Below are 12,334 nucleotides of genomic sequence, written 5' to 3'. Positions count from 1 at the left end.
ATAATTTCCAACATAAAAAGAAAGAAAAAAACATAAAGAAAGACTTACGAAAAAAAAAATCATAATAAAAAATATCAATAATAAGAAATTCAAAAAAATTTCTGTCATGATGGAAATCAATGTTTGAATGATTTCATTTCTAAAAACACACCATTTTTTATGGATAAAATTTTTAATAAAAATGAACATAAACACATCAATAAATAACTAACTTATTCAGTTTTTTTTTCTAATTCTAAGTTCCTAATTCATCTTCTACTTGATCCATTTTTTCTATTTTTTTCTTCTTCCACTTAGTTTCGAAGTCTGATTTAATTTTATGCACTTTTTTTCCAATTTTTTTACCAATGTCCTGTAAATTATTTCTCAATTCTTCTGTTTTTTTTTCTAATATATTTTTTATTTTTTCTTCTTTTTTTGGAGATAATATCATTCCTACTATTAATCCGGCCATGGTACCTAAAAAAACACCCCAAAAAAAACTTCCTCCTTTTTTCATAAAGAATAACAATTTTTTATTTTACTTTTTATATGGATAAATTTAATCATACAATGTTTACGTACAAAATTGTATTTATGTATTTATGAAATATTTTTTTACATGTTCATTAAAAAAAACTTTTCTCTAAAAAAATTTAATACATTTGGAGTAGATGTTTATGCTCGTTATTTTGTAGAAATAAAAAGTATAGAAGAAATTCTAAAAATTTTTGATATATATTCATACATTTCAAAACTTTTTTTAGGAAATGGAAGTAATGTTCTTTTTTTAAAAAATTATTATCCAGGATTAGTCATGAAAATGGGAATAAAAGGAAAGAAAATTATCAAAGAAAATCATTCTAAAGTCATTGTTCAAGCTTTTGCTGGAGAAAATTGGAATGAATTTGTAAACTGGACGATAAAAAAAGGATTTAGTGGACTAGAAAACTTATCATTTATTCCTGGTACAGTTGGAGCTGCTCCTATTCAAAACATTGGAGCATATGGAACAGAAATAAAAGATACTTTGATAAAAGTACAAGCATATGAAATCGATAATAGAAAAATCATAGAATTTACACGTGAAGAATGTAAATTACAATATCGTTATTCTTTCTTTAAACACCCTCTTTATAGAAATAAATTTTTGATTTTATCTGTCTTTTTTCTTTTGAGAAAAAAATATAAACAATTAAATACATCTTATGTAGAGATTCAAAAAGAATTAGAAAATATGAATATTAAAAAACCTACTCTTAACGATTTAAATCATGCGATTTTTAATATTAGAAAAAAAAAACTTCCAAATCCAAAAAAAATTGGAAATGCTGGTAGTTTTTTTATTAATCCTATAGTAGAGGAATTATATTTTAAAAAATTAAAACATCAATATCCCACTATTATAGGTTATAGCATATATAATCATAAAATTAAAATATCTGCTAATTCATTAATTGAAAATATAGGATGGAAAGAAAAAAAAATTGGAAATGTAGGAATATATAAAAAAAAACCTATTATTTTAGTAAACTACGGAAAAGCTACTGGAATGGAGATTTATTCTTTTTCAGAAAAAATAACGAAAAACATAAAAAAAAAGTTTGGGATTTCTTTATCAAAAGAAGTAAATATCATACAATAAATAAAAATGAAACAAAAAATAAAAAAATCAATAAATAATGAAATAATTTACCTTTATCTTTTCCTTTTTTGGGATATTCTGTTCGTATAATTCGATTATTAAAACTTGAATTTTATTATGTTTTCAATGACTATGACTTTAGAAAAATCAAAACAATACATACAAAACAAAATCAAAGAAAAACCTGATTTTGGATTTTTATTATTAGGAAGTCAATTCGATAAATTAATAGAAGAAATAGAAAATCCTATATGCATTTCTTATGAAGAAATTCCAATTTTTTCCAAAAAAAATTTATATGGAAAATTTGTTTTTGGAAAAATAGAAGATAAAAATGTGGTTTTTTTAGTAGAACCTCTTTATGAAGAAAATAGAAAAAATAATTTAACAGTTGTATTATTATGTAAAAATATAGGGATAGAAAAACTCATATTGATTAATATTTCTGGTGGAATAAATCCAAACTATAAAATGGGTGATGTTATGTTGGTTAAGGATCATATTAATTTTTTTCCGGAAAATTCTAATATTAAAGAATTCATTACAAAAAATCGATTTTTCGAAGTTATAGAACCATATGATAGAAAAATGATAGAAATTGCAGAAAATATTGCGATGAATCATAATATCATTATTCAGAAAGGAGTATATGTCGCTTATCCTTATTCTAATTATAAAACTTATGCAGAATATGCTATGATACGATCTATGGGAGGAGATAGTATAGGAATAGATGTTATATCAGATGTCATAATAGCTAGATGTATGAATTTACGAGTTTTTTCTATATCCATTATTATAATGGGATTCGATAAGAAAAAATACGATGAACATAACAATTCATATTTTTTTAAGACGTTCTTTGATAAAGAAATAGGAAAAACTATCTCTCTTCTGAGATTGATAGTAAAAGAATTTGTAAAACTTTGTAAATAAACAATATTTATTTTATTTGTTTTATCATATTTTTCGTTATATTGATGAATAGGTTAGAAATTTTTTTGTTTTCTAAAACAATAGGAATTCCTAAATCTGAATATTCTCGTATTGTTTGTAACATAGGAATTTCTCCAATAAAAAAAATATTCATTTCCTTTGAAAAATTTTTTACTCCATTTTTTCCAAAAAAATAGCATTTTTTTTTAGTTTCTTTTGAAATAACATAAGACATATTTTCTATAATCCCAAGTATGGGAACATAAATAGATCCAATACGAAACATTCCTACAGATCGATTGACATCCGACAATGCTATTTTTTGAGATGTACTTACTATAACAACCCCTTTTAATGAAATCTCTTGTAAAAGAGATAAATGAATATCTCCTGTTCCTGGTGGAAAATCTACAATTAAAAAATCTAATTCTCCCCAATTAGTTTCATATAAAAATTGTCTCAAAACTTTAGTAACCATAGGTCCTCTCCAAACAATAGCTTGTCCATATTTTGAAAAAAAACCTATAGATATAATTTTAACTCCATAACTAGTAATAGGATTCATCATTCCATTTTGATGTTGTAATTTCACAGATTCCTCTTTAATATTAAACATTAATGGAATAGACGGACCATAAATATCCGCATCTAATAATCCAACATGAAAACCCATTTGAACTAAAGAAACCGCTATATTTGTTGCTACTGTTGATTTTCCGACTCCTCCTTTTCCAGAAGCTATAGCTATTATATTTTTTATTCCAGATTTTATTTTTTTATATGAATTTGATTCTATTTCTATTTTTATTTGGATTGTATCTAAAATATTTCGATTTCTTATAGAACGGGTAATCTCTTTAATAAGATTCTTTTTTATATGCATAGCAGGATTAGGTAAACTCAAACAAATTTTTATTTCATTATTTAATAAATCTATTTTTTTTACCAAACCAGATTCTACAATGTTTTTATTATCAATAATAACATTTTCTAACGCTTTTTCAATTTCTTTATAAAACATAATTAAATAATATTCACAATAGTACAAAAAAAATGACTAGATTTAAAAAAATTCTAAAATAGAATGAATTTTTATACCTATAAATTTCATACTCTTCATACTATGATTATAGTTTTTAAATGGAAATATTTTTTAGAAACTATGTTTTTAAGAAAACTTTTTCTTTCGGATCAAGAAAAAATATTTTTTTTTTCATTATCAGAAAAAAGAAAATTAGAATTTTTAGGAATACGTTCTGCTTTGAGATATTTAGGTATAAAAATGAATATTTTTTATAATGAAAAAAGAAAACCTTTTCTTTTTTCTTCTGAAGGAAAACAGATTTCCTTAAGTCATTCTTTTGAAAAAATAGCCATAGCTATAAGTTCTTATCATATAGGAATAGACATAGAAAAATTACGAAAAGATAAAAAAATAATGAAGATCAAGAAAAAATTTGTTAGAGACGATGAATTTATCTTTATTCATCCAAATTATGAAGAAGATTATTTACATATTATATGGGGAATTAAAGAAAGTTTGTATAAACTAGAAGGAGGAATTTTTTATAGTTTTTTAGATCATTATAAAGTATCTCCTTTTTGTCTTCAAAAAAGTTCTTGTGTATCATGCTGGATTATAAAAAAATCTTATAGTAAACGGTTTTCTGCTTTTTATAGAAAGATAGAAGAACATTACTTAGTTTATATCATAGATAAATAAATATTATAAAATGAATAATGAATGAATAATAATTGGATAAATATTCTTTTATCTCCCTATTATCATAATAGTTGTTTTCACATAATTTTAGAATTAACGGCTATATCATTTACAATATTTAGTGTATTTCATGCTCAAAAAAATAATATATGGGTGTATCCAATAGGAATAGTTAGTACTATTATATATAGTTATTTAACTTTTAATACTTCTCTTTATGGAGATTTTATTATTAACTTATATTATACGTTTATGAGTTTTTATGGATGGTATACCTGGATGTATAAAAAGGATAAAAATAAAAAAATTCCTATTACTTTTTGCAATAAAAAAGATTATTTTTACACTTTAATTTTATTTTCATCTACTTGTATTTTCAGTATGATGGTTTATTTTTTTTATGGAAAACTTAAGACTCTTTTTGATTGGATGGATATCCTGACAACAGGAATTTATTTTTCTGGAATGTATCAAATGTCCATGAAAAAAGTGGAAAATTGGATATTTTGGATGTTGGGAAATGGAATATCCGTTCCTCTTTATTTTTGGAAAGGTTTAATATTAACAGGAATTTTATTTATAATTCTAGTTTTATTGGCTGTAAAAGGATTTTTTATTTGGAAAAAAAAAGCAATTAATCCAATTTTATCATAATTTTTTCGTTAATTGATCCACAACGTCATTAATGTTATCGTATTCTTTTTCTGTTTTTTCTTGGAGATCTCTCATTCTAATTTTATTTTTATGGATTTCATTTTTTCCAATACTAATAGCAAATGGAATATTCTTATTATTAGCATATCTAAATTGTTTTCCTATTTTTTCCGCATTAGGATATAATTGAGTAGAAATTCCTTTTTTTCTCAAAAATTTGATCATTTTGTATGCATACAAAACTTCTTCATTTCCAAAATTAATAAATAAAACTTTTGAAGGGGAATTAGAAATAGTGTGAAATAAATTTTCATGTTCCATAGCTAAATAAATTCGATCCAACCCTAAAGAAATTCCTACTCCATAAGTATTGTTTATCCCAAATAAATTAGCTAATTGATCATATCTTCCTCCTCCTCCAATAGAAATAAAACTCTTATTGTAAAATGGAACAATTTCTAGTATTGTACCTGTATAATAACTCATGCCTCTGGCTAAAGAAAGATTCCATTCTAATTTTGTTTTTTTTAGAGAAATATTCTTTATATTATTATAAATAAAACTTATATCTTGTATTCCTTTTTTTCCTATTTCAGAATTTTGTAAGGCTATAGTCAAATGTTTTTTTTTATTATAGAAATTTTCTTCCATATCAAAAAAAAATTCCAATTTATCGAAAGATAAAGACGTAATTCCTTTAGAAAGCATTTCTTTTTTTACTAAATTTCGTCCAATTTTATTCCATTTGTCTAAAGATGTAGTAAAATTTTTCCATAAATTATTTTTTATTCCAGCTATTTCAACTAGTCCTTTTAATATATCTCTATGATTAATGTAGATAATAATAGGAAAATTTAACTTAGTAAAAATTTCATCACAAAGTTGAATTAATTCTATTTCTTCCCATAAAGACGAAGAAAATGATATTATATCCGCATCACATTGATAAAATTCTCTCAATCGTCCTTTTTGGGGTTTATCTGCACGCCATACAGGTTGTATTTGATATCTTTTAAAAGGAAAAACGATTTTATTTTTATGCATAACTATATAACGAACAAAAGGAACCGTTAAATCATATCTAAGAGCTTTATTTGACACATATTCAGTGAAATGTTTTTCCACATTATTAATTATTCTTTGATCATTTTTTGTTTTTTTTAAAAAATCTAAAATTTGTTTTTTTAAAAAATCCCCTGAATGGAGCAATTTAAATATTAAAGAATCTCCTTCTTCTCCATATTTTCCAATAAGAGTAGAAATATTTTCTATAGAAGGAGTTTCTATAGGTTCAAAACCAAAAAGTTCAAATTTCTTTTGAATTATTTGAATTAAATAGTTCCGTTTGTTCATCTCAATAGATGAGTAATCTCTGGTTCCTTTAGGAAGATTGATCAATTTAATTCTTGATTTGTATTATTTTCTTTTTTACGAATAGTATTTTTTAATATTTTTTTTTCGTTTTCATTAAATGAAATCGGAAGATCGAAATTATCTTCTAGCATTATATATTTCTTATGTTTTTTTTCTATAAAAAAATTAATAGACTTATCAAAAATATTTTGTTTTTGATTTGATGAAAAATCATCTTTTTTATTTTTAAAATAAAATTTTTCTAAATGACTGACTTTTGAGTTAGTCTTTGAAAAATCAGAATCAATCCGTTTAGAATAAGAATGGATTTCTTCCATTTTTTTTAATTTTTGTTCATAAGGTTCTTCTAACCTATGAAATATTTTTTTTTCTTCGTGATTAATAGCTCTCTGTATTTCCGTAGGAAATCCTGTAGCTACTATAGTGACTGAAATGCTTTCTTCCAAATTTTCATCTTCTCCAAGTCCCATAATAATATTGGCATTATTCCCTGCTTCAGCTTGTATATAATCACTGATAATTCCAATTTCATCTATAGTAATTTCTATTTTTCCTGAAACAATAAGAAGAAGAACATTTTTGGCGCCTGTTATTTTATTATCATTTAATAATGGAGAGTCTAAAGCTTGTACTACTGCTTCCTTTGCTCTATTTTCTCCAACAGCAACAGAAGATCCCATAACAGCTGTTCCACTTTCTTTTAGAACGGTTCTTGTATCTCTTAAATCTATATTTTGTTTATAATGATGAGTGATGACTTCTGCAATTCCTTTAGCTGCAGTAGTTAAAACCTCATCAGCTTTTGAAAAACCCGCTTTAAATCCTAGATTACCATATAATTCTCTCAATTTATCATTATTAATCACAATGAGAGAATCCACATTTTTTCTTAATGCTTCTATTCCTTTTTGAGCTTGTTGTAATCTCATTTTTCCTTCAAAATGAAATGGAATTGTAACAATCCCTACAGTTAAAATTCCTTTTTCTTTAGAAATTCCTGCAATAATTGGAGCAGCACCAGTTCCCGTTCCACCACCCATTCCCGCTGTAATAAAGGTCATTTTAGTGTTAGAATCTAAAATACTTTTTATTTCATCCAAACTTTCTAATGCAGCTTTTTCTCCTACTTCTGGATCAGCTCCGGCACCGAGCCCTTCTGTAATAGAAACTCCTAATTGAATTTTTATAGGTACTGGATTATTGTTTAACGCTTGTGCATCCGTATTACATGCGATAAAATCTACTCCAGTAATTCCTTGTTCAAACATATGACTTAAAGCGTTACTTCCTCCTCCACCTACTCCAATTACTTTTATGGAAGAAGAACGATTTTTTAGAAATTCTAATTGATTGTTTTCTTTTTTAATTATAAAATCTTCTTTTTTCATTTCATATTTTTTATTCTGTATCATTCAATATTTGACGGAATTTATCTGCCCAAATTTCAAGAAAAGATTTTGTTTTATTCTTTTTATTTTTATGATTTTTACCCTCTTCAGAATTCAATCTACGATTTTTATTATAAAACTTTGTAGAAATCGACTCAGAATGTTCATCATATCTGTGTCCTATATCTGCGGTTGTACAACAATATCTTTTTTTATTATCATCAAGTCCTTTAATTACTAATCCTATAGATGTTGCATATTCTGGATTACTTATAATACCATTTTCCCCTCCTGCTATATGTTCATTAGAATAACCTATACGAACGTCCATTCCAGTAATATATTCTGTTAATGGACGAATATGTTTAAGTTGAGCCCCTCCACCTGTCATGACTAATCCCGCAATTAGTCTTTTCTTTTGTTCTTCATTTCCATAATTTTTTATTTCTAAATTTACTTGTTCTAAAATTTCACATACTCGTATATGAATAATTTTGGAAAGGTGTTTTAAAGAAATCTCTTTAGGATCACGCCCTCTTAATCCAGGAATACAAACAATTTCCGTTTCTTTATTTTCTCCTGGCCATGCAGATCCAAATTTTATTTTTAGTAATTCGGCTTGTCGTTCAATAATCAAACAATCTGTCTTAATATTTTCAGTTATGACATTTCCTCCAGAAGGGATCACGGCAGTATGACGAATAATATTATCTTTAAATATAGCAATATCCGCGGTTCCTCCTCCTATATCCACTAAAGCAACTCCTGCTTCTCTTTCTTCTGTACTTAATACAGCTTCAGCAGAAGCTAAAGGTTCTAAGGTCATTCCAGACAAATTCAATCCTGCAGCTTTTACACATCTTCCAATATTTCGGATTGAAGAAATTTGTCCTACTACTACATGAAAATTTGCTTCTAAACGACTTCCATACATTCCTATTGGTTCTCCTATTTCTGCTTGACTATCGACTTTATATTCTTGTGGAAGAACATGAATAATTTCTTCTCCTGGTTGCATGATCAGTTTATGAACTTGATCTATCAATTTTTGTATATCTTTTTGACTAATGACATTTTCAAAATCTAATCTAGTAATATAATCATTATGTTGTAAACTTCTAATATGCTGTCCTGCTATTCCAACAACAACTTCTTTTATTTTTAAACCAGAACTATGTTCTGCTTCAGATACCGCTTCACGAATAGCTTCAATTGTTTGAGTTATATTGTTTACAACCCCCCTATGTACACCTACACTTTTAGATTTACCTATGCCTAAAATTTCAATTTTATTATATTCATTTCTCCTTCCTACCATAGCTACAATCTTTGTGGTTCCCACATCAAGACCTATAGCTATATCTTGATATTCCATAGACTTATCTTTTTTTTGCGACTACTTGGTCTTTATATTGTAAATCAATACTTTTATATTGACTGATATCTATTTTATTTAGATACTGATTATAAAATGCTTTTAATTTATTCAATTTTTTTTTAAAATCCTTTATATCTCCTAATATAATGTAATGGTTCCCTATTTTTGGAATTAAAACAAATAAATTTTTATTATTTTTTTTTATGCTAATAATCTGGTTTTTTAATAACTCATCAGAGTTTATAAATTTTACTAAATTTGCTAAATATTTTTTCTCTTCTTTTGAAAAGAAGCCTTTTGCTAAAACCACTTTTGATGAATAAAGAGAAGAAAGTTCTAAATTTTCTGCATCTTTAGTAAGATAAGATTCTTTATTTCCATTTTTGATTCTTAATATGGGTTCTTTTTGCCAAATTTTAATATTTATAGTTCCATTTACACTAATAAACACTTCAGATTTTTTGATAAAAGGGTAATTATTTAATTTTTGTTCCATTTTTAATATACATAATTGACCTATTTTTTTTGTTTTATTATTATAAAATAGAATATTTTTAACAATTTTTTCATTAACAAAATGATTCTTAGATAAAGGATCAATAACAATATAAAATTTTTTTAAAGTTCTATTTTGATGTGTTTTTTTAGAAAAACAAAAAAGCGATGTCATACAAATCATATATAATAATAAAATAATGATTAAGGATGTTTTATTATTTTTATTTTTTATTGATTTATCCATATCGTTTATATAACCATTCTTTAATAGGAAGAATTAAGGTATCTATATTTCCAGCTCCTATTGTTAGAATAATATCAAAATGTTTTTTTTTAATCTTTTCTAAAACTTTGGGAAAAGTAGATCTTTCTTTATAACTCATTTTTATTTTTTCGAAAAATCTATTAGAATTAGAATTTATTGTTCCATTTATGGGAAATTCTCTAGCTGGATAAATATCCAGTAAAATTAAAATATCAAGATTTTCTAAACTTTTAGCAAAAGATTTTTCAAAAAATTTAGTTCTACTAAATAAATGAGGTTGAAAAATTCCCAATATTTTTTTATTGGGAAAACATTTTTTTACAGTATCGATTAAAGCATTAATTTCTGTAGGATGATGCGCGTAATCATCTATATATATTTTATTTGAGGATTGATAATGAATGGAATATCTTCTTTTAATTCCTTTAAATAAAAATAAAGCTTTTCTAATTTCTTCTTTAGGAATTTTTATATAATCAGAAATAGCTAACGCTGCAGTAACGTTTTTTAAATTATGTTCACCTGGAATAGGTAAAGGCAAAGATTTCCATGTTTCTGTAGGAGTATGAAAATCAAAATACCATTTATTTTCTTTCATATAAAGATGATCGGAATAATAATTTTTTTTTTGTATTATAGAATAATATATAGCATTATTGGATTGAAAGGATTCTTCTTGGCAAAGAAATATTTTTTTATATGGTTTTTTGATTCTATTTGAAAAGGCTATATAAGCTTCTTTCAGATTTTCTTTTTTTGGATAAGTGTCCACATGATCTTGATCAAAAGACGTTATACATGCTATATTAGGAGATAAATATAAAAAAGAACGGTCAAATTCATCTGCTTCTACCAAAAAAATTTTTTTTCTGTTTAATACATGATTCAATATTAAATTAGATTGATAATTTTCAGATATACCTCCTAAAAAAGCAGTGACATTCATTCCAGAACTATATAAAATATGTCCTAACAAGGTGCAAGTAGTTGTTTTTCCATGTGTTCCTCCTATGGCTATACAAATATTATTTTTTGTAATTAGAGCTAATATTTGAGAACGTTTTCTTATATTTTTACCATATTTTTTTAAATACATCCATTGTTTATGGTGACTAGGAATAGCTGGAGTATACACAATTAAACATTGTTCAGATAATACCCATTTTGGTAAAATTTCTATACTATCATTATAATTGATAGATATTCCTTTTTTTTCTAATTCTTTTGTCAAAAAGGTTTCATTTTGATCATAACCATAAACAGTTTTCCCCATGGTATGAAAATATATAGCTAGGGAACTCATTCCCATTCCTCCTATTCCTATAAAATAAAAAAAATCAATTTTGTTTAGGTTCATAAAATAATTTGTAAAATCTCGTTTACAATATCGTTTGTTGCTTTAGGTTTTCCTAATTCTAATAGGTTTTTACTCATTTTTTTTTTCATATTGGAATCATTTACTAATTTAATAACAGAATTCACTAATTTTTTTTCTATTTCCTCATCTTTTATAATGAAAGCTGCTTTTTTTTCTTCTAATATTTTAGCATTTTCATTTTGATGATTATTTGAAGACCAAGGAAAAGGAATCAATATATATGGTTTTCCTATTAAACATATTTCTGATATAGTCAAAGCTCCAGCTCTAGATACAACAATATCTGCTGCAGCATAACACATTGGTATATTTTCAATAAATTCCATAAAAATAATATTCGAATGATGAGATATTTTATTTTTTTTAATTTTATAAAAATCAATTTTTCCTACTTGCCAAATTAGTTGCAGATCTAATTCAATTATTTTTTTTAATCCTTTTATCCAAGCATTATTAATGCTATTAGATCCTTGACTTCCTCCTATAGATAGAATAATCGGTTTTTTTATATTTAACCCTAAATCAATACAAGCTTTTTCTTTACTAGGCAAGTGTAATATTTCAGATCTAACTGGATTTCCAGTTATAATCGTTTTTTCTTTTGGAAAATATTTTTTTGCTTGTTCATAAGCAATGCATATTTTATTTGCATAACGAGAAAATATTCTATTGGTCAATCCAGGAAAAGAATTTTGTTCTTGAATCAAAATAGGTGTCTTATTTTTTTTTGCAGCATATAAAATAGGAAAACTAACAAAACCACCTGTTCCGATAACTATATCTGGAGAAAATTTTTTCATAATTTTTTTTGCTACAAAAAAGCTATATATCAATTGTATAGATAAAAAAAAACATGATATAGAAAAAAATTTATCTTTTCCACCTGAAATCCAAATTTTTTCAATGGAATATCCAAATTTTGGTATTTTTTGCATTTCCATATGATTTTTAGATCCAATAAACAAAATTTCGATTTTTGGAATTCTTTTTTTAAGTTCGTTAGCAATAGCTATTCCTGGATATATATGACCTCCGGTTCCTCCACTTCCAATGATTATTTTAGGTATTGGTGAAATATTATAGTTTTTTTTATTCATGATGAGTTAATCTATATAT

The 12,334-nt window shown here is 25.1% G+C and carries 12 protein-coding genes; 4 read left to right on the top strand and 8 right to left on the bottom strand.

What is annotated here, in order from left to right; all coding sequences use genetic code 11:
- Positions 1–235: 235 nt before the first annotated feature.
- The gene (locus STAT_RS01345) at positions 236–499 is read right to left on the bottom strand and encodes a YtxH domain-containing protein (RefSeq protein ID WP_119305478.1); all 264 of its coding nucleotides are present in this window, start codon (positions 497–499) and stop codon (positions 236–238) included.
- Positions 500–601: 102 nt separating this feature from the next.
- Between STAT_RS01345 and murB the strand changes: the two genes are divergently transcribed.
- Together murB and STAT_RS01335 are read left to right on the top strand one after the other, a co-directional pair.
- Positions 602–1,624, top strand: coding sequence for a UDP-N-acetylmuramate dehydrogenase (murB, locus tag STAT_RS01340; RefSeq protein ID WP_119305477.1), 1,023 nt, complete (start codon positions 602–604; stop codon positions 1,622–1,624).
- A gap of 117 nt (positions 1,625–1,741) precedes the next feature.
- The gene (locus STAT_RS01335; protein ID WP_317124583.1) at positions 1,742–2,560 is read left to right on the top strand and encodes a purine-nucleoside phosphorylase; all 819 of its coding nucleotides are present in this window, start codon (positions 1,742–1,744) and stop codon (positions 2,558–2,560) included.
- 7 nt (positions 2,561–2,567) lie between these two features.
- Here the strand turns inward: STAT_RS01335 and STAT_RS01330 are convergent, their stop codons facing one another.
- On the bottom strand, positions 2,568–3,581 hold the full coding sequence (locus tag STAT_RS01330) for an Mrp/NBP35 family ATP-binding protein (RefSeq protein ID WP_119305475.1): 1,014 nt from the start codon (positions 3,579–3,581) through the stop codon (positions 2,568–2,570).
- A 63-nt stretch (positions 3,582–3,644) separates the two neighbouring features.
- Here STAT_RS01330 and STAT_RS01325 point away from each other — a divergent pair, with 63 nt between their 5' ends.
- Both STAT_RS01325 and pnuC read left to right on the top strand, forming a co-directional pair.
- Positions 3,645–4,283 carry a 4'-phosphopantetheinyl transferase family protein gene (locus tag STAT_RS01325; RefSeq protein ID WP_119305474.1) on the top strand — a complete coding sequence of 213 codons (639 nt, stop codon included), beginning with the start codon at positions 3,645–3,647 and terminating at the stop codon, positions 4,281–4,283.
- Between the two features lie 21 nt (positions 4,284–4,304).
- Positions 4,305–4,937, top strand: coding sequence for a nicotinamide riboside transporter PnuC (gene pnuC, locus STAT_RS01320; protein ID WP_119305473.1), 633 nt, complete (start codon positions 4,305–4,307; stop codon positions 4,935–4,937).
- Here the strand turns inward: pnuC and hisS are convergent.
- The 6 genes from hisS to murG are packed head-to-tail and all read right to left on the bottom strand — an operon-like array spanning position 4,932 to position 12,315.
- Complete coding sequence (gene hisS, locus STAT_RS01315) at positions 4,932–6,290, bottom strand: histidine--tRNA ligase (RefSeq protein ID WP_394798182.1); 1,359 nt, start codon at positions 6,288–6,290, stop codon at positions 4,932–4,934. The two genes, pnuC and hisS, sit on opposite strands and share 6 nt — an antisense overlap.
- A 41-nt stretch (positions 6,291–6,331) precedes the next feature.
- Entirely contained in the window at positions 6,332–7,699 is a 1,368-nt protein-coding gene (gene ftsZ, locus STAT_RS01310; RefSeq protein WP_119305831.1) for a cell division protein FtsZ, read from the bottom strand.
- 10 nt (positions 7,700–7,709) lie between these two features.
- Entirely contained in the window at positions 7,710–9,074 is a 1,365-nt protein-coding gene (gene ftsA, locus STAT_RS01305) for a cell division protein FtsA (RefSeq protein WP_119305471.1), read from the bottom strand.
- A gap of 4 nt (positions 9,075–9,078) precedes the next feature.
- Complete coding sequence (locus STAT_RS01300) at positions 9,079–9,819, bottom strand: cell division protein FtsQ/DivIB (protein WP_119305470.1); 741 nt, start codon at positions 9,817–9,819, stop codon at positions 9,079–9,081.
- A complete protein-coding gene (gene murC, locus STAT_RS01295; RefSeq protein ID WP_119305469.1) occupies positions 9,812–11,197 on the bottom strand; it encodes a UDP-N-acetylmuramate--L-alanine ligase in 1,386 nt (461 codons plus the stop codon). Before murC ends, STAT_RS01300 begins: the two co-directional genes overlap by 8 nt.
- Positions 11,194–12,315 (bottom strand): undecaprenyldiphospho-muramoylpentapeptide beta-N-acetylglucosaminyltransferase, encoded by a 1,122-nt coding sequence (gene murG / locus STAT_RS01290; RefSeq protein WP_119305468.1) that lies wholly within the window; start codon positions 12,313–12,315, stop codon positions 11,194–11,196. Before murG ends, murC begins: the two co-directional genes overlap by 4 nt.
- Positions 12,316–12,334 lie beyond the last annotated feature (19 nt).

Source organism: Blattabacterium cuenoti STAT (assembly GCF_003573915.1).
In the GTDB taxonomy this organism is placed as follows: domain Bacteria; phylum Bacteroidota; class Bacteroidia; order Flavobacteriales; family Blattabacteriaceae; genus Blattabacterium; species Blattabacterium cuenoti_A.
Note: the sequence above shows the minus strand (reverse complement) of the source record. Positions and strands in the feature narration are given on the sequence as shown.

What these genes read in the sequence shown, in the direction of transcription:
- murG (WP_119305468.1), bottom strand. Translation starts at nt 12,315, where the DNA reads ATGAATAAAAAAAACTATAATATTTCACCAATACCTAAAATAATCATT.
- ftsZ (WP_119305831.1), bottom strand. Translation starts at nt 7,699, where the DNA reads ATGAAAAAAGAAGATTTTATAATTAAAAAAGAAAACAATCAATTAGAA.
- murB (WP_119305477.1), top strand. Translation starts at nt 602, where the DNA reads ATGTTCATTAAAAAAAACTTTTCTCTAAAAAAATTTAATACATTTGGA.
- STAT_RS01325 (WP_119305474.1), top strand. Translation starts at nt 3,645, where the DNA reads ATGAATTTTTATACCTATAAATTTCATACTCTTCATACTATGATTATA.
- STAT_RS01330 (WP_119305475.1), bottom strand. Translation starts at nt 3,581, where the DNA reads ATGTTTTATAAAGAAATTGAAAAAGCGTTAGAAAATGTTATTATTGAT.
- STAT_RS01300 (WP_119305470.1), bottom strand. Translation starts at nt 9,819, where the DNA reads ATGGATAAATCAATAAAAAATAAAAATAATAAAACATCCTTAATCATT.
- hisS (WP_394798182.1), bottom strand. Translation starts at nt 6,290, where the DNA reads ATGAACAAACGGAACTATTTAATTCAAATAATTCAAAAGAAATTTGAA.
- pnuC (WP_119305473.1), top strand. Translation starts at nt 4,305, where the DNA reads ATGAATAATAATTGGATAAATATTCTTTTATCTCCCTATTATCATAAT.
- murC (WP_119305469.1), bottom strand. Translation starts at nt 11,197, where the DNA reads ATGAACCTAAACAAAATTGATTTTTTTTATTTTATAGGAATAGGAGGA.
- STAT_RS01335 (WP_317124583.1), top strand. Translation starts at nt 1,742, where the DNA reads ATGTTTTCAATGACTATGACTTTAGAAAAATCAAAACAATACATACAA.
- ftsA (WP_119305471.1), bottom strand. Translation starts at nt 9,074, where the DNA reads ATGGAATATCAAGATATAGCTATAGGTCTTGATGTGGGAACCACAAAG.
- STAT_RS01345 (WP_119305478.1), bottom strand. Translation starts at nt 499, where the DNA reads ATGAAAAAAGGAGGAAGTTTTTTTTGGGGTGTTTTTTTAGGTACCATG.